The organism is Oceanobacillus luteolus (genome assembly GCF_042678205.1).
Classification (GTDB): Bacteria; Bacillota; Bacilli; order Bacillales; family Amphibacillaceae; genus Oceanobacillus; species Oceanobacillus luteolus.
This window is the reverse complement of sequence record NZ_JBHUDE010000146.1, coordinates 1-24423: the sequence shown is the minus strand read 5'-3', so window position 1 is coordinate 24423 and position 24423 is coordinate 1. Positions and strand designations below refer to the sequence as shown.

Genomic DNA, 24423 nt, shown 5'->3' with positions numbered 1-24423 from the left:
GCATAACTTTACTGGGTTAGTTTAGTGTTGCCTTTTTTAAGGATAATGCACCTTGATAACTGAACAATTATTTATTTACCTCTTGACATATCACCGCAGGTCTTTTACGTCTATATAGAATGTAAATTTGGGAAATGATTTTTGTATCTTGTTTTTGACTACTTCAGATGGCAGAAATCCGCTCCACTCACGGAACGCTCGCGAGAAGCCATCCATGGATCGATAGCCATATTTTAACGCTACATCGGTCACTTTCCCTCCATTAATCAACTCAACATTGGCGACTGACAATCTCCTGTTTTTGATATATTCATTTAAAGTCATTCCGGCCATGTAAGAAAACATTCTTCTAAAATGATAATCAGATATCCCTACAATTTGAGTAATATCCTTCCCAGTGATTTCTTCCGTTAAATGTTCTTCGATGTAATCCATTAAACTATTGAATTTATGAAGCATTCATTTCCCTCCTTCACATCACTATCTTATCGGCAAAAGTTAAAAGCTACTCGATAATTCACGTACGGAGTTTATCGATTGTAATATGGTTTATCATGTCATGTTACCCTCATCTTCAAATCACTGAAGACTGGATCACGTTTGGATCCAGCCCTGCATGTTATTATAAATATTTTCCTGTATAAGAATTACTGTTTTCCTTTATCTCTGCTGGTGTTCCTTCTGCAATCACTTGGCCACCAGCTTCCCCTCCTTCTGGTCCTAAATCAACAATCCAGTCTGAGGCTCTTATCATTTGGCTGTTATGTTCAACCATAATAACAGTATTACCAGCATCGACGATTCGGTTGAGTAAGTTTAATAGTTGGATGACATCATTTGGATGCAGTCCTGTTGTAGGTTCATCCAGTAAGTATAAAGAATGTTTATTTCCTTGTTTTAATAATTCCTTTGCCAGCTTCAGCCGTTGCCCTTCACCACCTGAAAGTGTTGTTAGTGATTGTCCCAACTTTAAATAACCTAATCCAATCTCAACAAGTAATTCGAATACAACTTTAATTTTTTTCTCTTCCTTAAAAATGTTTAAACAATCCTGAACGGAAGTTTCGAGTATATCAGTAATGGAATGACCATTATATCTGGATTCCTTGGCTTATATGGACTACCAAATCGAACAACAGCTTCGAGGTGCACATTACTTATACAAGTTAATTGAGTTAGTGAAAGCAAAAGGAAATGAAACTTAGATAAGATTCATTTCCTTTTCTAATCTCTCTTGCAATTATCTTCTTTATCATCTTCGCCCTTAATCAATAAAAAGACTCTTGCATTTTAAGATTTGGCCATCCTAAAAGTACATCGAATTTACTTTCTCTAGATCATTTAATAGTAAATTAATCTCTTCTTGGGTCAATCGTATCGGCAATTGATCATATAACGTAATGACATGACCGTCAATATCCTCCTGATTCTTTTTCAAATAGTGATATAGACTTTTTAGCTGGTTCTCATTGATTGTTGTTTCAGTCGTGAAATGCTTAACCTGTTTTAAGGAAAACTCATTATTGCCTTCGTCAAATTCACCTGAAATGATATCTCCATTGAGCAACATATCATCACTCCTGTTTTCGATTCTTTTTAATTAGTGTAACCAAAAACAGTGACCTTATTGATCGGTCAGCTTTTTAACACTAGTTTTCTATCCTCTATCAGATAAACACTGTCGGCTACTTTATCAATAAAAGTTCGATCATGTGAAACAAGAAGTACGGTTCCTTCATATCCTTTGATGAACTTCTCCAATGCCTCGATACAGAAGATATCCAAGAAATTTGTAGGTTCATCTAAAACCAGCACATTATATCTTCCTAAAAACAGTTGGCAAAGTACTAATCTTATTGCTTCCCCACCGCTTAAATCTCGAATATCCTTTATGAGGTCGGTACCATTGAAATTCATTGCATGAAGTACAGAGCGTATTTTACTCTCAGGAAAGTCACTTTCGGATTTAATATTCTCTAAAACAGTTTTGTTTTTAGTAAATTTATAGTCCAACTGCTGATAAGCACCAAACACTACCTTTGGTGAAATTGTCAGTCCTTCTCCCCTTTGTAAAATCTGCTGCAGCAGTGTTGATTTCCCTGACCCATTTTTTCCAGTGATTGCAATCTTCTGTCCTAAAGGGAACTGAAAGCTTGCTTCATCTAGAAGAATCTTATCTCCAACTAGTAGGTGCAACCGATCCGCCATAATCGGAAACTTATTATGCAGCTCAAGAGCTTTTGATTGATGGAAGCGAATCATTTGTTCTTCCTTTGGTGCTTCGACTGCCTCCAATTGTTCCACTCTCTTCTCCATTGCCTTGGCTGCACGCTGAACCGCCTTTTGGCTCGTGCCTTTTGATTTCGTTTCAAACATTCTATTTGCCTTAGCCTTTGTTTCTTTCTTTGAAGTCCGGCCACCAGCTTCAGTTATTTTCTCAGCTTTTTTCATTTTCTCCTCTGCTGCTTGAATAAGCCTGGATTTCTCTTTCACATACTTTTCATGCTGCTCTAGTTGCTGTTGTTTCATCAACTCTTTCTGTCCAACATAGTCTGAGTAATTTCCTGTAAACTCCGTTACGGTACCATCCTCGACTTCCCAGATTTTAGTCACTAGTTCATCCAATACATAACGATCGTGACTGACAAGGATAAGCGCACCATAATAATACATTAACTGGTCAACAAAAAACTGTGTCCCTTCTGCATCCAGATGTGTAGTCGGTTCATCAAGAAGCAGGCCTTCATGATAGTTCGAAAATATTTGAGCCAGCTTGAGCCTTGTTTGTTCTCCACCACTAAAGTATTCAATTTCAGTCTTTGGAACAGCCAATTTTCCTAGCAATTCAAAATCCGCTTCTGTTTTATCAGGTGATTTTAATTGATCAAAATATGCAAATTCTGTATGACGGTGTACATTGCCTTTTGTCGGTTTGATCATTCCTGCCAATAACTTTAATAAAGTACTCTTTCCTGCTCCATTCTTACCGACAATTCCAATCCGGTCAAACTGATGCACCGCTAAACGTTCTATATCTAAAATCGTTCTATCTAAATACGTGAGTTCAATATTCTCCAATTCAAAACAAACTTTTTCCATTCTTGCTACCTCCCGAAATAAATTCATTTCGTATCGATAGCTAAGATCGATACGGGCTTACTTTCACTTCAAGCCCGTATTAAAAGAATAATAATATTTGCATCGAAACTTCCTCCTCTTACCAAATAAAAAAACCACAAGCATCTGCCTGTGATTTAGAGTGAACGGAAAAGAGTCCCATCTTCATATATGAACATAATAAAAGAAAGGCAGAAAATCCGCCTTTCTAAAGAAACATTCCCCACTGAATTCATACTGACCGTGGGTAATATATATTTTGGTTTCGCTAGATGATTAAAAAAGGGCAGACTAATCCCATACACTCTGATACACAAACAGAGCCTTTGACCGTATTAAATTACTGGTTCAAAGTTGGGAATCGTAGTCTCATCTCTTTATTAATCCTCCTTAATGTAAAAAATCTATGCTCATTATAAACTGTATGATGGAATGTGTCAAAAGGTGCTCTCGTCAAGCAATATAAGATTGGTAAAGTTATGTTCCATTTGAAACTCTAGCCCTCAACCATTTCGCTGTCACCGTATCTGTATTTAGCATTTCTTCCGGAGTACCTTCAAAAATAACCCTTCCGCCCTCTTTTCCACCTCCCGGACCTAATTCAATCACCCAGTCGCTTGCAGCGATAAAGTCCAAATTATGTTCAATAATGATGACGGAATTTCCTCTGTTTACGAGATACTGGAATACATCTAAGAGCCTATCGTTATCTTTTGTGTGCAAACCTAAAGATGGTTCGTCTAACAGATAGATTTGTCCCTCTTTCTGAAGATGGCTCGCCAGCTTCAATCGTTGGACTTCCCCTCCACTTAGAGAGCTTGTCGTCTGGCCAAGCGTGAGATATCCTAATCCTACGTCTTGCAACGTATGTACTCGCTTTAAAATCTTCGGTGCTTCAAAATAATCAAGCGCCTCTTCGATCGTTAAGTTCAAAATCTCAACTATATTCTTGTCTTGATAACGATGAGACAATGCTTCATCTGAGTATCTCGTACCTTGGCATGCTTCACATTGGACAGTCACAGGGTCAGCGAAAGCCACATCCGGCTTCATCTCACCTTTACCTTTACAAACCGGACATGCCCCTAATGAATTAAAGCTAAATAATCCCGCAGGTTGTCCTGTTTCTTTAGAAAAGATGGAACGGATATCATCCATGATCCCCATATAAGTTGCTAGTGTTGAACGGCTGGAGATCCCGATACTTCCTTGACCTACCATAATCGTCTCCGGATAATTTTCAGTAAATGCTTCCATCATTAAAGAACTCTTCCCAGAACCCGATACACCGCAAACAGCGACAAGAACGTTTTGCGGAATAGTCACACTGATATTCTTTAAATTATTGCTAGTTGCATTTTCTATTATGAAATTATCTTTGCTTTCCCTCGGATTTTCATTTACATTCAGTTTGTAGTCTAGAGCTGTAGCGGCTTTAGAATTAGATAGTCCTTCCATCTTTCCTTGATAAACGGCTTCTCCCCCATATGTTCCGGCTCCTGGGCCCATTTCGATAATTTCATCCGCAACTTTAATGATCGATAAATCATGTTCAATTACGATAACTGTATTATGCTGCTCCTTTATATTCTTGAGCATATCGATTAATAAATCCACTTCTTCTGGATGGAGGCCAGCACTTGGTTCATCAAAAATATACGTAAGATTATTAAGGCTGCTGCCTAAATGGCGGGCAATCTTTACCCTTTGAGCCTCTCCCCCAGATAAGGTGTCCATTTTTCTTGATAAGCTCAAATACCCCAAACCCATCTTCACAAGTTGCTTTATATGAGAGATAGCCTGAACTGCAATCGGTTTACCCAACGGAGCCTCAATATTCTTTAACTCCGTAACCAATTCCGTAATTTCTAATGCATCATAGTCTGCAATGTTTAGACTATTTATACGGCATTCCAACACCTTAGGATTTAGACCTGAACCTTGACAAGTTGGACATAAGGAATGAGTCGACATTGCTAAAACATCTTCCTGCGAAACTTCTTTCAACTTGGAAATGTCTCTATTAATATACAGGCGTGTAAATCTCGGTAATAACCCATCCCACTCATGAGGCTGTGGACCATTTTTTGTATGGAATGGCGCAAAGACCTTTTCACCTTCAGGCGGACCATAGATGAGCAGGTTCCGCTCTGCTTCGGAATAATCTTTTATTGGTTTATCCGGGTCGAACAAGCCCCCGGTGATCATCCATCTTCCTTGCCACCCAGAAGGGGATAATGGCTTAAAATTCACAGCATACTCACGTAATGATTTATTGAAATCTATCATCTTATTTATGTCGGGAGCTATCACCTCGCCATAACCACTACAGCTTGGACATCTGCCAAACGAGCTTTGACTTGAAAAATCAGTTGCAGAACCGATGGATGGTTCCCCAATTCTTGAAAACAACAATCTGATTAATGGATGAATATCCATATATGTACCAACCGTAGAGCGGGAATTCCCGCCAATTGGCCTTTGCTCGACAACAACAACAGGACTTAAGTTTTGCATGAGATCAGCATGGGGTCTTTCATATCTCGGCATTTGATTTCTTACGTAATGCGGATAGTTCAACGTCATTTGTCTTCTGCTTTCGGTTGCCAATGTATCAAAGACGACAGAACTCTTGCCCGAGCCAGATAGACCAGTAAATACTGTAATTTTCTCTTTTTGGATATTTAGATCAATATTCTTCAAGTTATTTGCTTTCAGTCCTCTAAGAATGATTTCGTCTTTTATCTCTGACACGTTATCGTCCTTTCCGACTTGATACTTTTAAAAAATGATTGCTTAAATCACCTTAATCATTTCAAATTGTTCTATTTTCTCTTTCGTGAATCCAGTCTTATGAAGAAACTCCGTCATATCAATATTATCAGGCATATTTATATTAAGCTTCTGCAAATCCAGCTTGCTTATTGCATAGGATAACAAACTACTGGCAACTCCTTTTTGCCTTTCCCCTTCTTCAGTATATAAAAAGTAGATTTTACCTTCCTCGTTCAATACTAAGGTGCCTAAAAACCGTTCACCAGCATAAGCCGCAAAACAATGAGCAGTAGAATCCAGCTGAAAATAATCCACTTCATTTTGCCAATTGATATGTGTAGTTGAAATACTTTCCCTTACTTTTACTGCTATAGATAGATTGACTTCATTCATCAATAGCCCATCTATACTATAATCTTTTATTTGCCCTCCAGCCAAAGAATGGCTGAAGTATATCAGCTTATTATTTTTTATAAATCCTTGTTTTTCATAGAAGCAAATGGCACGGATATTGTCAGATATCACTTCTAGACTAATCCTCTCGCATGACTGACTTATCCCTTGCTCAGCAAACAAACGGAATAACTCTTTACCTACATCTGCTCCTCGATATTCAGGTGTTACACATAAAGCACCGCACCTTAGATTTTTATAACCATCAAACTCTCTTATTCCTCCAAGAACTAAACCAACTGGTTCATCGTCTTGAAAGGCAATAAAGGAATTCTCTACTGAATTCCCTTCAGGCCCGAAAAATCTCTTGACGAAAAGATCCAATGGTATATTCATAGGAACCGAATAATCAGAAAATCCATTTAGAAATGCTTGATGAATATAGGATTGCTCCACCTCTGAACAGTTTTTATAATCCATAGTAACCTCCGCGTCATTTGAGTCTTTTATCCATATATTCGGTTTGCAATATACCCATATGGATGATGTCATGCCATGTACCATTTCTAAACAAACTCTGTCTACTTTTCCCTTCTTTCGTGAAGCCAAGTTTAGTGTACAATCGGATGGCTCTTTCATTGAAAGAAAAGACTTTGAGTGAAATGCGATGGAGATTCAATTCATAGAATGCATAATCCAATAGCAATTGAAGTCCTTCAGGACCAAATCCTTTACCCCAGTACTCTTTTTCTCCAATATCAATAATACATTCAGCATTTCTATTTTGATAATCCATATTTATTAGCGAAACTATGCCGATCGGAATTTCCTTTTCCTTTTCAACCAAAATGTAGCTTTTTGAATTATGAGAACCCAATATAACCTGTTCTACGAATTCTTTCGTTTGTTCCAGCGAATACACATCTAATGATGGATTAGTTGAATGCATAACTTCCATATCGTTTCTCCACTTATGATAAAGCTCTGTATCTTCCACTGTCATTTTTCGTAATTTAACCCTTGCTGATTCAAACAACATAACGCTCCCCCTATTTACGATTAAATCTCCCTCCACAATCTTTCAACAGATTTCAGCTCTCTATCCTTAAAAGTCAACTTATAAATATCCGGCATTTCGAGATTTTTCCAAAGTGAAAAATCATACTTACTATCGAAATAATTCATAATCAATACCATTATATTACCATGAGTACCGATGACAATATTTTTGCCATTGTATTTATCGAGCACATGATAAGTGGACTCTATTCCTCTTTTTTGAGCAACGAGATTAGACTCTCCGCCAGCCCATGAAAAACTGTAATCCTCCCATACTTTGTTAATTGCAAGATTAAAATCTTCTACGGGAGCTTCGGCTAAAATGCGTTCTTTGAACCCTTCTATAATCTCAACTTCTTTATTTATATGTTCAGCAACAAGCTCCACTGTCTGGATAGCCCGTTTATATGGGCTGGAGATAACAACGTCAATATTCTCCGTTTCCAATAACTCTCTACCCATACTGGCATCGGTAAATCCTCTTTCAGATAATGGCCTACCCAATTCATCAGGTGTATATATAGAATGAGCATGTCTTACGAAATATAAGTTAGTCAATTCAGCGACAACCCCTCATGTCATTTTTCCAACAAAAAAGTCACTCACCCTGATCTTCGGATTGCACCTGCATGTATTATACATTTCTAATAGAGTTCTCTTCCTTCTTTTTCTTGAGTTGTTCTTTGCAGCTTTCCACTCTGCTAATCTTTTTGAATGTGAGTAAGGAAATAACAAAAATAGCATAATATTCAAGGACATAATCACTTTTATGTGACTTATCAATAATTTCCATTAAAGCCTCACCTCTCAGATTTATAGGATTGAGTAGTTTTTAAAAGAAGTTACATTTAATCAGCTACATGGACATTGCTGAAAAAATAAAGTTCCTGTTATTGTGATTCTTCCACTTTGATTTTCAGCAACAATACCAAATCATCTTCTTCAATCATCCGGTTTACTGCTGCGTCATTCTGCAAATCGATTGTACGGATGGAGTCGCTCTTCTTTTCTCTATAAGCGGCCAACAAATATGTTTCATCCAGATCCAACTCTGATTCTTCTGCATCAATTGCATAATCCCAACTACTGAAAACACCCGATTTATCTTCCAATTCTATGATTGATGGTTGAATGCTAACATTCGGCCCATATAGGAAGGCCATCGCTTCTCCTTCTGAGTTCGGATTAATTATCCCAAATCCAATTTGGCCAGTTTCTACTTCTTCTGGACTCATACCATAACGTAAATCCAATGAGGATGGAACTTCCTCTCCATTTTCATACCTTTCCACCCAAAGAGTCACCCACCTATTGTCAGCATGAGGCAGTTTGAAATCAAAATCGAACAATATCCCTAAATGCAAGTCTTCAAAGGTATTCACATAATCTGAATCGGCATTCACGGAAATAGTCGCTCTTTCTGTTTTTTCACTGCTGGAATTAGAGCAGCCAGAAATTAATATGAAGAACAACATCAAAAGAGCAATATAAACATAACTTTTTCTCAAAAAAGTTCCCCCTCTGATTTTGGTTCATAACACCATATCTATGATTCTATTAAGCTGTTCCGAGTCTTCCTCTATTTCTAATCTCCGACATAAAGAATAATGAATTTTTTTAAACTCAGGAACGATACTTCTCACTACATCTATGATCTCTACCTTATTTCTTCCACAATCCCAACTTTCAAGCAGGTCTTGCTGCCAATCCTTCAATCTACTTCGTTCACCTTCGTATTTCGCCCAGTCACCAAATGAGTTTGGTTGAATTCCAGCAATCATGCACCAGCCTGATACGATGGATAAGCGCATCTTATCAATACAATCTAAAGCGTAGTAGTATTCATCCCTCATCATCCTTCTGTATGCTTCGTGTAAAAGTGCAAAAAACTTTGTTCGCCACACTTCAAATTCCTTCACGGACGGTTTATAAGCAAGTTTCATGGATTGCTCTAAAACATTTGCAAGCATCCCCCTGTTATCCTTCATAATTTTGATGTTTTGCAACCAAACCGAAGGCTGGATATAATCAGGTGTGTAATAAAAGATATCCACTTTTACAAAACAGTCATAATGGGCCACTACGTATATGGATGAAGGATGGGAGTCTTCGAAGTAAAGAACATTCCCCCAATTACCCGCACGATTGTTTTTATTCGTAATATACTCCTTCATCTTCTCCGGTTTAACAATAATCCTAAGGTCTATATCTGAATAATTATCGAGATGATCATTAGCAATGGAACCTCCATAGAAAAATCCCAGGACATGATCATCAATCAGTAAATCATTTTCAATCGCTTGCAATAATTTATTCCGCTGTATTGGTAATTCTGAGTCCCTTTCCTTATGTTTACTTACAAATCCCACACATGATAATACCTCTCCTTATTGAGCCTGATTAACAAGCTGCACATTTTCCATAAAGTTACTTTTCTAGTTACCGTACCATGATCCGATACTTGAGCTGTTATGATGAAATCATAATCATTTATATCAAATCATTTTACTCATCAAGATGACATCAACATATTCCTCAGGTCCCAATTTAACCTGGTTCTTTTTTCTGCCTTCTTCAACAAAACCATGCTTAACATATAGATGTATTGCCCTTGCATTATTAGAAAAAACTTCAAGGGAGATTTTTTCTACACTTTTATTCTCCTTTGCCCAATCCAACAAATGCATTAACAAGGCTCCTCCAATACCAATATTGGAAAATTGCTCTTGTACACTCATACCAAACATTCCTGTATGGCTAAACCGCTTGCGGGGGGAAAGTTGAAAGTTAAGCATTCCGACGATCCTCCCATCAACTTCTGCTACCAGCAATAAGCCAATTTGTTTTTGAGTATTGATCCAACGTTTTTCTTCTTCCAATGTCATAGTAAACTCTTCAATTGTTGTTGCCATCACATCGGGATTTTCTTTGTAGACTTTTCTCGTATGTTCAAGAATTTGTTCCGCGTCACTTTCAACAGCTTCCCGAATTAAGAAATCGTAACTCATGTTTTCTCCCCTCTTTGTTGGAATTGTTTCCAATTCCTTTAATAATTCAATTGCCCTTTCAGTAGATCTAATTAAATTCATATCCCCTTTTTGTCTCCTTAATCTGAGAGCTTCCATGAAGCATTTTTCTGCTTCGGTGAATTTTGACAGTTCGAGTAGGCACTTTCCCTTATGCTGTAACACAAAATCGATGTACGCGTTTACATCTTCTGCATGACTTTTTTTTAACGCATCATTGAAATGAAAGAGGGCAGCACGATGATTATTATTGTATTTTAATACCTCTCCCAACCTGATCAAGGAAACGACTTCTTTTGAAATATCTTTATGATTTTCAGCATATTGAAGACAAGTACGTAAATGTTGTATCGCCTTGCTAGACTCGCCAATTATCCTATATAAATTACCGAGTAATCCTTTGAGAAAATACACATCTTCATTATTTAGAGTAGTGCCCAGTAATTTTTCACCCTCATCAATGTATCTCTGCAATAGAACCCTGTCTTTCGGCTTCTCACGGAGAAACTCATTCTCATCAAAGTAAATGATGTCATTAAGATTCATCAACTTATTTTTAAAGTCTGTCAACATATTAATATCACCCGACACATCTCTCCATTAAATATGTAACTTGTATCGTATAAGACAACTATCCAATCCTAAATAGTTATCCGTGCCATCCCTATCAATCTCTCTAAATCCTATTTTCTCAAGCATACTTCTAGAACGTGTATTAGCCTCATGCGTCTCTGCTTTAAATATTTTAATTCCTAATTCCTTCGAGGCATATTCCATCAATTTTAAAATAGAACTGGTGCCTATTCCTCTCCCCCATAAATTACGCTCGCCTATAGCAATTCCTATTTCAGCGGTAACATCATTAATAAGCACTACATCTACATAGCCTATTAATCTTCCTTCGTATTCAATCCCTATCCGATTAAAGTTTTTAAAATCAGTTGTTACACAATGCACCCACCAGGCATATACATCCTTTTCATTCCTATTTATCTCCCAATCATTAGCCAAACAAAATGCCTCATCTCTACTCCAGTTTAAGACGTAATTATAATCTTCTATACGTATCGGTCTTAGTATGATGCTTGATAAGATCTCCATAGACGCATTCTCCAATCAGATACAAGGTTCCTCATATTATAAGTTCTATGAATATAGTGTATATCCCTGTTTTATCTTAAAATTCACCTAAACTTGACCTTCCACCCAATCTATTCTTTTTAACACCATATTTAAAGAATCAATCCATTCTCCTTCCCATTCTAATTCGTTTTGATCAATGCTCTCCAGAACAAATCCTGTCTTTTCATACACCCGCTTCGCCCTTGGATTGAAATCAAACACACTTAAAGTAAGTTGCTTCAGGTTAGTATGCTGAAAAACATAATCAATGAAAAGTTGTGTCGCCTCAGTTCCTAAGCCACGATTTCTCCCTCTTGGACCAATAAGTATTCTGAAGTTCATACTTTGATGTTGCTCTTCATACTCATTTACCACTACTTCTCCCACTACTATGTTTATGTGCTTATCAACAATAGCCAAATCCAATCGATTCTTTTGCTCATTTCTTGTACTGTACCATTGATTCATTATTTCCTTATCTATATCCGGCGTACTTCCTGTAAGTTTTATTACTTCTGGGTCATTTAGATACTCCTCTATATACGGAAGATCGCTGGACTGAAATGGCCTCGATATAACCTTCTCTCCGATAATAGTTGGTTTATCACTTAGATCCACCATTTTTATCACTCCGTTTATCCATTTTTTCGAGAACGTTCTTCAAAAGTCGTTTATCCAGCACAACCAATTAATTCCAATCATTCTCCTCCATTATAACCGTGAGAATCCTTTATTTAAACGGAACATCAGTAATAAGCGGAAAATCAGCGAGAAATCTCTCACTGATTTTTTTAGTATTAATCACAAATCACCTATCTACTGGTATACTATTAATTATTATTTTATTGAATGAACAGGGTGAACATGATTGAAAACATCTTTAAAGATAACCTTTTTCACAGCTTTAATTGGTCTTATCGTTTTTTTCCTCCTTATTTCTGACTCGGAGTCCCAGCAAGAAAATTCGGATGTTAAACATAAAACCGACGTGGAGCAAATAGAGGAGATAGAAGCAACCGAAATGCATTTGCCCCTCAGAAATTCAGAAAAACGCTCCAAACCGATTACACATGTGGTGCTTCACTTTACCAGTAACGTAACAGGAAATCCGTTAGACCCTTACCAATTGGATGATATCTACCAAATCTTCGTAGATTATGGTGTTTCTGCTCATTATATCATTGATCGGGAAGGTGAAATCTTTGAACTTGTGAAACCTAATCGGATAGCTTATCATGCAGGAACCGGAAGTCTTGCACAATTTCCTGAGTATGAGAATCAATTGAATGCCTACTCGATCGGCATTGAATTGCTTGCTATCGGTACAAAAGAAGAGATGGCTGAATTCCTTGACGAGGATAGCTATCATTCACTTGATCCTTCTCATATCGGTTATACAGATGCGCAATACGCCTCTTTAGGAGAATTGCTGGAATATCTCTATAAAGTCTATCCTGAAATTAAGAAGAATCGTGAGCATGTAATTGGGCATGATGAATATGCACCTGAAAGAAAATCAGACCCAGGTACATTATTTGATTGGACTAAAATAAGTTACTAACTTTCAGATTTATGTAAAATTGAGTTACAATATATGTATAGTTCATGAGGTACTACTTAAGGACGTGTAAACATGGCACAACAGAAATATAGCGCAAAGGATTTGGGGTTTTGGCGAATTACCATCAGCCTAGCCTTTGCTTCTTTTTTCATTTTTGCAAGCATGTATGTGGTGCAGCCCATCTTGCCTGTATTCGTTCGGGAATTTAATGTAACCGTTTCAGAAGCAACATTGACATTATCCTTACCTATATTGGGGTTAATCATCGGTCTCGTTATGATCGGATTTTTTTCCGATCGATTAGGCAGAGTGACATTTATTAAGTATTCTTTAGTCTTTACAGTCATTCCCTTTTTCTTGATTCCAATAGCAGACTCTTTTTATTTGATTGTGTTGTTGCGATTTCTCCAGGGATTTGCTCTAGCTGGGTTACCAGCTGCAGCCCTCGCTTATATCAACGAAGAAATCAATCATTCAAGTATCGGTATTGCAACAGCACTTTATATTGCAAGCAATGCTCTTGGCGGGATGGCAGGTAGAGTGGTAGCGGGTTATTTAACAGATCGATTCTCTTGGGAAACTGTATTTTATAGTTTTGCTGGAATAGGTATTGTCATTGCTGTTCTTGTTATATTATTCTTGCCGAGGTCAAGATTCTTTCAAGCTAGTAATCTATCCTTTCGTAAAGATATTGAAGGAATGCTTTTTCACTTTAAAAATCCTAGTATACTTATCATTATTGGAATGGGTATCGTACTCCAATTCTCGTTCACTTCGATTTGGACTTACTTACCATTTCACCTGGAGGGCGAACCGTACTCATTATCTGTAAAGACCATCTCCTATACCTTTTTTGCATATGGATTTGGTGTAGTAGGTGCACCTTTTGCCGGGTGGCTCGCAGGAACTTTTGGCATGAAACCTATCCGTATTGCCGGGATCATCGTGTTGTCGCTCGGCATCTTTCTCACGATTTTCTCAGCATTACCTATGATTATAATTGGCTTATGTGTAAGTTGCCTTGGATTTTTTACAGCCCATTCTCTCACTGCAAGCACAGTTGCAGAGGAAGCGACTCATCATAAGGGAAGTGCAGCCAGTCTATATTTAGTAGCTTATTATATTGGAGTGACTCTAGGAAGCTCTGCAGTTGGACCGGTTTGGAATATGTCAGGCTGGAATGCTATTGTCATAATAGCAGGTTTATTACCTGTAACCTACCTGGCTTTTGTTATCATCTTTCAAAAGAAGACTGTGAGTAAAGTAATCCGGACTCAGGTAAAATAAAAAAGAGATGAGTATAAACTCATCTCTTTTTTATTATTTAAAACTATCTGGGAAACTAGTAATATCAATTCCAAGCGTCAAAGGAAGCAAGTAATAACAGGTTAGCGTGATTAAAATGATTGCTGCTATATTCAGGAAGAATCCTGCCCGAGCCATATCTAGGATACGTATATAACCTGTTCCGAATACAACCGCGTTTGGCGGGGTTGCAACTGGCAGCATAAATGCACAGGAAGCGGATAGTCCCGCTGCAACCATCAACGCAAGTGGATGGACATCCAATGCTAATGCAAGTGCTGCCATAATCGGGAACATCATCGTAGCAGTTGCTGTATTTGATGTAACTTCAGTCAAGGCATTGACTAGTGCAGTTACAGCTAAAATGATTAGTAGAATATGAACTCCTTGCAAACCATTGAGCTGTGAGCCAATCCATTCTGATAGACCAGAGCTTGTAAATCCAGCTGCAATCGCCAGTCCTCCACCGAACAGTAAAAGTACACCCCAAGGTAATTTTACCGCTGCAGACCAATCCATAATATGGCTTGCTTTCGTACTCTTTGTTGGAATAATGAATAAAACAATAGCAGCTAATATCGCGATAATCGTATCATCGATATTAGGATTGATCGCTTCTAGAATAAAGGAACGTGTAATCCAAGCAAATGCTGTCACAACGAATACAATAAAAACAGCCTTCTCTTCATAAGATGCTTTCCCAAGTTTCCTCTTTTCTTCATCAAAGATCGCTTTACCGCCAGGCAGGTCCTTTAAGTTTGTCGGGAATGCCATTTTCGTCAGATAAATCCAACCGAATAGTAATAATGCCCAAGCAAACGGTACTCCGAAAACCATCCAGCCGGCAAAAGAGATTTCATAGTCAAATAGTTCTTTAACCGTACCAGCCAGTATTGCATTCGGTGGTGTACCAATCAAGGTCGCCATCCCACCAATGGACGCTGAATATCCGATACCAAGCATAATTGCCTTACCGAAAGCAAAGTTTCCTTTTGAAGTATCCACATTTGGATCACCCTTCAAGGCATCTTGGACTTGATATGTGATTGCTAGTCCAATAGGAATCATCATCATAGCCGTTGCCGTATTGGATATCCACATAGAAAGAAATCCTGTCGCCACCATAAATCCAAGCACAATTCGATCTGGTCTTGTCCCCATAACAGATATGATATTTATAGCTATCCTTCTATGTAAATCCCATCTTTCCATCGCAAGAGCCAAGACAAATCCACCTAGAAAAAGAAAAATTGTGCCGTTTCCATAAGCTGAAGTCGTCGAATTAATATCCAGTCCACCTGATAAAGGAAATAGAATAATTGGCATCAATGAGGTCGCTGGAATAGGAATTGCTTCTGTTACCCACCATATTGCAATCCAAAGTGTACTAGCTAATATTGCTTTTCCTTCATTGGATAATCCTTCAGGAGTGAAGAAAAATAGCGTCAAGAAAAATAATAACGGTCCAAGAAAAAGTCCCGTGAGCTGAGCATTCGTATAGGGGCGTCCTCCACCATTCCCCTTACCGCCATAGCCTTTCTTTGTAACGTCAGGCTGCTTCACTTTGTTCTTTTCAATTGCATCCCCGGGTTTAACGAAAAAACGAAACAAATCTTTTATTTGGTCGTGTTTCTCCCAAAGCCAGCTCCATGTTGCAGTAATCATCGATGTTCCCCCTTTTAATAGAAATATACCATTCATTTTAAAGCGTTTCCATATAAAAAGCAATATGTTATATATCAGTCGCTATATTGATTTTACCTTCTTTTAGAGAACGTTGTAAACACTACACATCTGATATATAACAAAGTTATTGATGTCGTTAATAGCTTCCTTCAAAGAAAAATTAGGGCTTTATGATGACTATTATCACTTAATAAATCTCTTTTAATAGTCTTTCAATCTTTCAGTAAGAGATTGTTATTAATCGACCTCTACTATTAATTCAACAATGAAAAACAAGAATAAGTAATGGACGAATTCGACATGAATTCGTCCACGATATGCTTTGCTTTTATCTACTCGAACCATTCAACACACATAAAAAGTTCGAATGCATATTTCAAGCCTTACTTTAACATCTCAAAGACTTGCTCCACATCCTTATCCCCTCTGCCTGAGAGATTCACGATAATGATATCTTCCTGATGAAGTTCTTTTGCTAGTTTAATAGCATGACTTACCGCATGAGAGCTTTCTAATGCAGGAATAATGCCTTCTGTCTTTGATAATTGCTGAAAGGCCTCAAGCGCTTCTTCTCCAGTTACACTAACATACTCTCCACGGCCAGTGGTATGCAGATAACTATGCTCAGGACCAACACCTTGATAATCCAGTCCGGCAGCGATGGAACTTGTCGGTAAAGCTTCACCATGTTCATCTAACAATGTCAAGGAACGATATCCATGAAATACAGCAGGCTTTCCTAAAGAAATGGATGCAGCTTCTGCAGGTTCCACACCGATTAATCGTACTTCTTTTTCGTCAATATAGTGGGCAAAGGAACCTATAGCATTGCTTCCACCACCGACACAAGCAACTACCGCAGTAGGGAGCTTACCCTCTTTGTCTAATATCTGACGCTTAGATTCTTCACTGATAACAGCTTGGAAATACTTCACCATCTCCGGGTATGGATATGGACCGACTGCCGATCCGATAAGGTAGAATGTCGTCTCATGATTTTTCAATAAGTCACCGAAAGCTTCATCCACCGCCTCTTTTAAGCGGCCCCGTCCTTTATCTACTGCAACTACTTCTGCACCCAATAACTCCATACGAAACACATTGAGCCGCTGTCTTTCCGTATCCTTTTTCCCCATATAAATCGTGCATGGCAGTCCAACCATTGCACAAGCGGTTGCTGTTGCCACCCCATGTTGACCGGCACCAGTTTCTGCTATAATCCGCTTTGCACCGATTTTCTTCGCTAACAAAATTTGTCCAAGCACATTATTAATTTTATGAGCACCTGTATGGTTCAAATCTTCCCGCTTTAAATAAATTTTAGCCCCACCAACCTCTTCAGTCAGGTTTTTAGCAAAGGTCAACGGATTTTCTCGACCAACATATTCTTTTAGATAATAACAATACTCCTCTAGAAAGTCAGGGTCTTCTTTATACTTTTCAAATGCTTCACCAATACGATCCAAAATACTCTTCAAATCCTCAGGAATAAAGCTCCCTCCAAAATCTCCAAAGAAACCTTTCTCTACTACACTCTCTCTTCTCATCTAAACTCATCTCCTATAAATTTTTAAAACTTCCATTAATTATAAATGAAAAATCTAAAAATTCAAGTTCATTAATTTTCCTTTTTCTTATGACTTCCACGAAAAACCTTAGCACTCCGGGCATACTCTACATCGGAAACTTTAAGCCGGCTGTTCACCACACGAGCAGCTGCAAAAAAATAATCGGATAGTCTGTTCATGTATTTTAACGGGATTGGATTGAGGTCTTGTTCTCGTTGATAGAGGGTAACAATTTGTCTTTCCGTCCTCCTCGCTACGGTCCTTGCTACATGTAGTGTAGCTGCTTCCTCAGAACCACCTGGCAAAATAAAGCGTTCAAGTGCTGGTGCTTCATCAATAAGCTCATCCATTCTTTCTTCCAAGTATGTGATGATGTCTTCTGAAAGCTCGTGAGGACGTTCTTTCTTAGATACATTCGATAATTCCGTGCCGATATCAAATAACTCGTGTTGAATTTTTTCAAGGTCAACAATCAGGTCTTTAAAAGGTTCCCGATTCTTGTTCAATTGTGCCACTGCCAATCCTACAAACGAATTGGTTTCATCGATGGATCCATACGCTTCTACCCGGATATCATCTTTACTCGTTTTTCCACCGATTAATGCCGTTTGTCCTTTGTCTCCAGCTCTTGTATAAAGTCTCAAATCGATCTCCCCTTTCATTATCCAATGCTACCATTTGATTTAGCTGTCGCTTTTCTTTTTTGATAATTTAATATTGCTTGTTTCATCTCTTCATATACCGCTTTTCCAATTATTGCACCGAGTTCTGTCGCAGTTCCAGCATAATCTAGCTTCTTTCCTTGCTGAGTAGCAGCTATTAAAATACTATCCGTTGGAGTACCTGTAGCAACTGTATTCGTTTTCTTATCTTTAATCCCCATTTCCCTTAACACTTGAGCCTTAGCTTCAGTAGCAGTGATAATGGATTGGATGAACGCTTCTTCTGTTAAATTACCGTTGATGAATATCCATGTATTGATTGTCCCTGCGTTTACCGGCCCAACAATCGGCTTAGACTTGGTGCCATCCACTGCCGCTCCTATTCCAGCAGTGACCACTACCATGACGGAAAACCCATCTCCCTGATACTCCCCATAACTATTATCCTCAAGATTAACCGCCGTCATCATCCCAACAGTCTGATTTGGCCGAAAACCTTTTTCACTTAAATATTCGCGCATCTCTTTTCTATGATCTACACAATAATAAGTTTCATCCACATGCCGATTCACGAAATTTTTATACCACCCGAAACCTGAACCGACAACTCCGGATGATACCGTTTTTAGAGGTGTTTCAGCTTGCAGGACAATCTTCTCTCTGCTGATGGAAAGCTGTGATTCATTAATATATATATCTTTAGCAAGCTTTTCATCCCTCTTTCCCGGCATTAAATGGAGCTGGGGTTTGGCAACTCTTGAGTGCGGTTGCTTTATCACTTCTGTCCGGTAAACATGTTTAATCAATTCTTCCGATAACACTTCATCTGGGTTTTCAATCGCCCTAGCTTTACCATCCTCCATCAACAAGAGACGATCACAGTAAAGACTTGCTAGATTTAAGTCATGTAGAATCGCAATCACAGTTAAACCTTCATTTCTCGCGCTTTTTCTTAGAAGATCTAATAATTCTTTCTGGTAGGCTAAGTCCAAATGATTCGTCGGTTCATCCAGTAAAAGAATTTGCGGATTCTGAACAAGTGCTTGTGCCAGGAAAATTCGTTGCTGCTCCCCACCAGAATGCTCCATGACGGAAGTATTTTGAAAATCTTGGATGTTTGTTTGCTTCATAACCTTTTGAACGATTTCCTCATCCTGTTTTGTCCATTTCTGGAACAAGCCGCTATGGTGTGCATATCTGCCTAGTGAAACCATTTCTTTTACGGTGTACGGAAAAACTTGTGGTGATAATTGAGGTAGGACAGCAATCCTTTTGGCGAGCTCTTTCTTAGAATATGCTCCGATGCTTTTTCCATCAATTTCAATCTTTCCTTTGTCGAGGTTAAGCAGTCCGCTGATCATTTTAAGTAACGTAGTTTTCCCGCTTCCGTTTGGACCAAGGATACCGAAGAACTCTCCCTTTTCCACAGAAAAACTAATATCTTTCACAACTTCCTCTCCGGTATAGCCACCTGAAGCATTTTCCACAATAAGCATTACTGCTCACCTCAACTTTCTTTTCGTTGTCTGATTAAAATAAACGCAAAAACAGGCGCACCTACTAAAGCAGTAATGACACCCACTGGAAGAACTTGCGGGGATATAATCGTCCTTGAGAGAAGATCCGTTAAAATTAAGAATCCTGCACCAATCATCATCGATAATGGAAGCAAATGTGTATGATCCGGCCCCCAAAGTTTCCGTGTCAAATGTGGAATGACCAAGCCGACAAAGCCGATGGTTCCTGATACGGCAACAGCTGCACCTGTTAAAACAGAACCTGCCAGCAGGATAAGCAATTTCCTCTTCTCCACATCCACTCCCAAATGCTGTGCGCGTTCTTCCCCTAGCGACATTGCATTTAATTCCTTTGCATTCAATAATAACAATAAACTTCCAAGAATAAAAAATGGAAGAATAATTCCTACATATTTCCAACCACGCATAGATACACTGCCGAGCAGCCATCCGATGATCTGTTGCAGCTCATCCCCAGTAAGGGCAATGATTAAAGAGATGAAAGCACCTAAAAACGAACTGAAAATAATCCCCGTCAGAATAATCGTTTCCACACGCATTGTTCGATCAATCTTCCTGGCAAAGTAGAGCACAATCAAAATCGTCGCCAACGCTGTTAAAATACTTAAAAAAGGTAATGTGTAGATGCCGATCACTGGAAGAGAAATGCCAAAGAACAGAGTAGAGACAGCCCCGACAGATGCACCTGAGGAAACGCCCAGTATATAAGGCTCTGCAAGCGGATTTCGTAATAAGCCCTGAAAGGCCGCTCCTGCGATTGCAAGAGAAGCCCCAACAAGACCTGCCAATATAACCCGTGGCAGACGGATATCATAAACGATACTTACATACATTGACTCCACATCACTTCCAATTGGTAAATTAAATGCTTCACGTCCAACAATTTTAATAATGTCCATAATTGGAACGTAAACACTTCCAATTGATATAGCAAATAGTGCAGCAAATAAAAGGAAAGTTAGAGCCAATATATATTTTATAGCATTACTCTTCATCAAAAAGCTCCGGATAAACTACCTCTGCCAAAGCTCTTGCACCATCAACCAGTCTAGGGCCAGAACGTGTGATTAAATCCGCATGAATGTCATAAACCCTCTCATTTGCTACCGCTTCAACAGAATCAAAACCTTCCCGTGAAAGAACCTCTCCTTCCGGGTCTTCAATATATGCTCCATAAGAAGTGATAATAACATCCGGATTCAACTCAATGATAGCCTCAGGATCGAGCGCCAACCAACCCTCATAATCACTAGCCGCATTCTCAGCATGAATCATATCCAACAACTCTTGGATGAATGTATTCTGGCCTGCTGTATAAATTTCCGGTGCTGGAGAATTCTCAAAGAATACAGATTGACGCTCATCTTCCGGAATCGCAGAAGTAAGCTCTTCAATTTCTGCAAATCCTTCCTTCATCTCACTAATCACTTGTTCTGCTTCTTCTTCAGCTCCAACAACTTTTCCTATAGTATCAATCGTTTCATATGTACTTGCAATATCTTGTGCATCCTCAATAACAAATACATCAATACCTGCTTCTTTCAATTGCTCAAACGCTTCCTGCGCACTGCTGAGTCCAAGTTCATGAGCTAGTATAACATCTGGCTCTAACGCAATAATCACCTCTACATTCAATTCCATGCCACCAATTTTTTCAATTTCTTGCACTTCTTCTGGATAATTATCATGATCAGATACACCGACAATCTTCTCCCCTTGTCCTAAAGCAAACGTAATTTCCGTATTACTTGGAATCAAAGAAACAATCCGCTCAGGTTCTTTTTCAAGTGTTATTTCGTTTCCCACTGCATCTGTAAGTGATACTGGATAACCAGCTTCCACTTCTGTTTCTTCTACCGCATTTTCTTCCTCATTAGCTCCTGTATTTTCCGAGTCTGTATCTTCTTGCCCACAAGCAACTAACAGACTGAAGAGCATTACTAAAAATAAGATATTAAGAACTTTTTTCATCCCGATTCCTCCATAAAATCTTTTTTTATATTAAAAAAGCATCTTCACGACAAATGAAGATGCTTAGTTAAACAGGTATATGTACGGACCCGATTCACCTTACTATTCCTCGTAGCTTTGGCGTTCACAAAATAATAGGCAGGTCTCCTGGCTTATGGTCAACACTCGCTGTACCTTCCCATACTTGATGTACAGTGGTATATACAGCTCGCTCGCATTCACAGTGGCGGGACCGCGTTGGAATTGCACCAACTTCCCTTTTAAGAATTCAAAGAAGAATTCACCTATTATTTATTATGTAATTTTCAATTGAATCTATACATATACTACACCTTATTGACCTAAAAGTCACTTTTTTATCCCATAGTGCACCTATACATTCCCTTGAAATCAACAAATGCATGAAAAAAACTCCTGTTTAATGATTCAAAGTCATTTAACAGGAGTTTGATTACTTTATTAGCCTTGATGCTTTTCCATGAACTCTAACATTTTCTTATACACTTTAATCTCATTCTCTTTTTTCGAAAAGCCATGGCCTTCATCTTCCAAGACCAAATACTCCACTTCTCTTCCTTTCTCTTTCAGCTTAGCCACGATTTGATCGGACTCCGCTTTTACTACTCGTGGATCCTTAGCGCCTTGGATGACCAGCATTGGCTTCGTCATATTATCCAAATAAGTTACAGGGGAGTCTTTAATAAATCTGTCTTTATCACGGACCGGGTCTCCCACCCAACGCTCCATAATCGGCTTCCAGTGTGGTGGTACAGATTCTACAAAGGTAAATAGGTCAGACGGTCCGAAAATATCGATTACCGCTTTAAAGTATTCTGGGTGACGACCGTGCAGGAGCAACGCCATATAACCACCATAGCTTCCACCAACAAGAAATAGTTTATCACGATCGGTAATACCATTCTCGAATAACCATTCGATTCCTGCAACATTATCTAAACGTGGCCCTTCTCCCCAATCTTGCTCCACCAATTTCACAAATTCAGAACCATATCCCGTGCTTCCACGGAAGTTCGGTGCAAAAATTGTATATCCTCGATTGAGGAAGACTTGGAACATAGAACGGTAGAACTCCCTTTCCGCAGCCTGTGGTCCACCATGCGGCCAGAATATCGTATGACCATTATCATTTTCTGGTCTTGCTTTAAATAGCAGCGCTTCAATTTCCATTCCATCAAATGAGGAATAGGTAACCACCTCTGGATTCACCATCTCTTCTTGAGCGACACCCAGTACCCGGTTGTTCGTCAGCTTAGTCCAGTTTTCTGCATCCTCACTCTTATAAATATTCAAAGGAACAGTTGCTGAAGGTCCTAGTATGTATAAGTTACCAGACTTGGATACGACAAGTGAATTGATGATGGCTGTAGGGGCATTTAACTTTTCAATCTTTCCTGTAGTTGGTTGTAAACGATAGAACTGATCAACGACTCCTTTTTCAGTCGTTAAATAGAACACTTCGTTTTTCTTATCCCACTTTAGATGAGTTACACTCTCTTCTTCTATCTCTGCAACCTTGGAAAACTCCTGCTGTTTTAAGTCATATTTCGCAACATAGCGGTAGTTGCTTTCATAGTCTGTGACGAAATAGATCGTTTCATTATCCGTAAACAACGGCTGTGAAGCAACATGGACTTTATCAGGATCTGGCACAAGGTTATAGATTTTCTCATCAATCTTCACAAATGATTTTATATACGTATTAGCAAGTAATTGCACGAAGACAAACGCTCTCTCATCATCGGATACACCAACAACCTGAGTTGGCGCAGTTTCACCTTCATGGATGAGTTCGTCACTACCGTCTTCCAAGTTTCTTACCCGTGAATTTAAAAACGCAGCATTATCCTTTGAGGTTGTATAATATAGACGGTTTCCATCTTCACTAAGCTGAGAGTAGTAAAACTTCTCATCAGGTTCTCCTGTAATTAGTGGTTGTGGTAATCCACCCTCATAAGGAACAGCATAGATTTGGTAGTTCTCATCTCCATCGTTATCATACCCTGCAATCACAAAACGTTTCTGCGGATCAAATGCAGTAAACCCGATCGATTCATCATGATGGGCAAATAAATATGGAAACATATCAGGAAGGTCCATTGCCCACAAATTTATTTTCCCATTTAAATTTGTACTGAAAATCAATTTTGTCTCATCATCATTAACTTGAAAATCATCGATATAGTACGTACGGAAAAATTGTTCTACTGTCGGTTTTGGAAAATTGATCATTAAAATCCCCCTATAGAATTATTAATATCTTCCATTATATTATAAATTTACTATATTTTAATGAAATTTAGCACGGTTTATTGAAAAATATAAGGTTTATCTCCAGAGCCTAATATAAGTCGACTTGGATTATCTCTCGCACAACTTCAATATACTCACACTAAATTTATTAGCCTAACCCTATAGTACAATTCCAAATAATTAAACGAAACGAACCCAAGATGGAAAATATATCGGCCTCAGGACGGAGTTAAGGTTATTCACACAGCCTCCTACAGGCTTCTATAAAAATCGAGTAGGAGGAGGCGATTAACCTCCGTCCTCTCACACCACCGTACGTACGGTTCCGTATACGGCGGTTCAATCAAGATTGATAACGCAAGAATTTAT

The 24423-nt window shown here is 38.6% G+C and carries 21 protein-coding genes, 1 pseudogene and 1 riboswitch; of the genes and pseudogenes, 2 read left to right on the top strand and 20 right to left on the bottom strand.

Annotated elements, in window-relative coordinates:
- Window positions 1-90 precede the first annotated feature (90 nt).
- The 13 genes and pseudogenes from ACFSBH_RS15745 to ACFSBH_RS15685 form a co-directional block, all read right to left on the bottom strand.
- Window positions 91-459 (bottom strand): helix-turn-helix transcriptional regulator, encoded by a 369-nt coding sequence (locus ACFSBH_RS15745; RefSeq protein ID WP_251516873.1) that lies wholly within the window; start codon window positions 457-459, stop codon window positions 91-93.
- Between the two features lie 163 nt (window positions 460-622).
- Window positions 623-1096, bottom strand: a pseudogene (locus tag ACFSBH_RS15740) (ATP-binding cassette domain-containing protein); the annotation flags it as partial.
- 210 nt (window positions 1097-1306) lie between these two features.
- Complete coding sequence (locus ACFSBH_RS15735; protein ID WP_251516871.1) at window positions 1307-1570, bottom strand: hypothetical protein; 264 nt, start codon at window positions 1568-1570, stop codon at window positions 1307-1309.
- 65 nt (window positions 1571-1635) lie between these two features.
- A complete protein-coding gene (locus ACFSBH_RS15730; protein ID WP_379598485.1) occupies window positions 1636-3099 on the bottom strand; it encodes an Msr family ABC-F type ribosomal protection protein in 1464 nt (487 codons plus the stop codon).
- A 495-nt stretch (window positions 3100-3594) separates the two neighbouring features.
- Window positions 3595-5871 carry an ATP-binding cassette domain-containing protein gene (locus ACFSBH_RS15725; protein ID WP_251516867.1) on the bottom strand — a complete coding sequence of 759 codons (2277 nt, stop codon included), beginning with the start codon at window positions 5869-5871 and terminating at the stop codon, window positions 3595-3597.
- 42 nt (window positions 5872-5913) lie between these two features.
- Window positions 5914-6765 carry a GNAT family N-acetyltransferase gene (locus tag ACFSBH_RS15720; protein ID WP_251516865.1) on the bottom strand — a complete coding sequence of 284 codons (852 nt, stop codon included), beginning with the start codon at window positions 6763-6765 and terminating at the stop codon, window positions 5914-5916.
- A gap of 13 nt (window positions 6766-6778) precedes the next feature.
- Entirely contained in the window at window positions 6779-7324 is a 546-nt protein-coding gene (locus ACFSBH_RS15715; protein WP_251516863.1) for a GNAT family N-acetyltransferase, read from the bottom strand.
- A 20-nt stretch (window positions 7325-7344) separates the two neighbouring features.
- Window positions 7345-7902, bottom strand: a complete 558-nt coding sequence (locus ACFSBH_RS15710) for a histidine phosphatase family protein (RefSeq protein WP_251516861.1) — start codon at window positions 7900-7902, stop codon at window positions 7345-7347.
- Window positions 7903-8234: 332 nt separating this feature from the next.
- Entirely contained in the window at window positions 8235-8852 is a 618-nt protein-coding gene (locus tag ACFSBH_RS15705) for a hypothetical protein (RefSeq protein WP_251516859.1), read from the bottom strand.
- Window positions 8853-8876: 24 nt separating this feature from the next.
- Window positions 8877-9713: an aminoglycoside 6-adenylyltransferase gene (locus tag ACFSBH_RS15700; RefSeq protein WP_251516857.1), complete on the bottom strand. Its 837-nt coding sequence runs from the start codon at window positions 9711-9713 to the stop codon at window positions 8877-8879.
- A gap of 126 nt (window positions 9714-9839) precedes the next feature.
- Entirely contained in the window at window positions 9840-10943 is a 1104-nt protein-coding gene (locus ACFSBH_RS15695; RefSeq protein WP_251516855.1) for a GNAT family N-acetyltransferase, read from the bottom strand.
- 27 nt (window positions 10944-10970) lie between these two features.
- Complete coding sequence (locus ACFSBH_RS15690; protein ID WP_251516853.1) at window positions 10971-11471, bottom strand: GNAT family N-acetyltransferase; 501 nt, start codon at window positions 11469-11471, stop codon at window positions 10971-10973.
- A gap of 87 nt (window positions 11472-11558) precedes the next feature.
- Entirely contained in the window at window positions 11559-12113 is a 555-nt protein-coding gene (locus ACFSBH_RS15685; protein ID WP_251516851.1) for a GNAT family N-acetyltransferase, read from the bottom strand.
- A 247-nt stretch (window positions 12114-12360) separates the two neighbouring features.
- Here ACFSBH_RS15685 and ACFSBH_RS15680 point away from each other — a divergent pair, with 247 nt between their 5' ends.
- Window positions 12361-13053, top strand: a complete 693-nt coding sequence (locus tag ACFSBH_RS15680) for an N-acetylmuramoyl-L-alanine amidase (RefSeq protein WP_251516849.1) — start codon at window positions 12361-12363, stop codon at window positions 13051-13053.
- A gap of 72 nt (window positions 13054-13125) precedes the next feature.
- A complete protein-coding gene (locus ACFSBH_RS15675; protein WP_251516847.1) occupies window positions 13126-14340 on the top strand; it encodes an MFS transporter in 1215 nt (404 codons plus the stop codon).
- 33 nt (window positions 14341-14373) lie between these two features.
- Here the strand turns inward: ACFSBH_RS15675 and ACFSBH_RS15670 are convergent, their stop codons facing one another.
- From ACFSBH_RS15670 to ACFSBH_RS15640, 7 genes are all read right to left on the bottom strand, one after another.
- Entirely contained in the window at window positions 14374-16023 is a 1650-nt protein-coding gene (locus ACFSBH_RS15670) for an SLC13 family permease (RefSeq protein ID WP_251516846.1), read from the bottom strand.
- 404 nt (window positions 16024-16427) lie between these two features.
- Window positions 16428-17591, bottom strand: a complete 1164-nt coding sequence (gene trpB / locus ACFSBH_RS15665; RefSeq protein WP_251516845.1) for a tryptophan synthase subunit beta — start codon at window positions 17589-17591, stop codon at window positions 16428-16430.
- 71 nt (window positions 17592-17662) lie between these two features.
- On the bottom strand, window positions 17663-18256 hold the full coding sequence (locus ACFSBH_RS15660) for a cob(I)yrinic acid a,c-diamide adenosyltransferase (RefSeq protein ID WP_251516844.1): 594 nt from the start codon (window positions 18254-18256) through the stop codon (window positions 17663-17665).
- Window positions 18257-18273: 17 nt separating this feature from the next.
- Window positions 18274-19770 carry an adenosylcobinamide amidohydrolase gene (locus ACFSBH_RS15655; protein ID WP_379598478.1) on the bottom strand — a complete coding sequence of 499 codons (1497 nt, stop codon included), beginning with the start codon at window positions 19768-19770 and terminating at the stop codon, window positions 18274-18276.
- An 11-nt stretch (window positions 19771-19781) separates the two neighbouring features.
- Window positions 19782-20807 carry a FecCD family ABC transporter permease gene (locus tag ACFSBH_RS15650; RefSeq protein WP_251516842.1) on the bottom strand — a complete coding sequence of 342 codons (1026 nt, stop codon included), beginning with the start codon at window positions 20805-20807 and terminating at the stop codon, window positions 19782-19784.
- Window positions 20797-21783: a helical backbone metal receptor gene (locus tag ACFSBH_RS15645; RefSeq protein WP_379598475.1), complete on the bottom strand. Its 987-nt coding sequence runs from the start codon at window positions 21781-21783 to the stop codon at window positions 20797-20799. Before ACFSBH_RS15645 ends, ACFSBH_RS15650 begins: the two co-directional genes overlap by 11 nt.
- A 120-nt stretch (window positions 21784-21903) precedes the next feature.
- A riboswitch (cobalamin riboswitch) is annotated at window positions 21904-22086 on the bottom strand.
- A gap of 156 nt (window positions 22087-22242) precedes the next feature.
- Window positions 22243-24033: a S9 family peptidase gene (locus ACFSBH_RS15640; protein ID WP_251516840.1), complete on the bottom strand. Its 1791-nt coding sequence runs from the start codon at window positions 24031-24033 to the stop codon at window positions 22243-22245.
- Window positions 24034-24423: the final 390 nt, after the last annotated feature.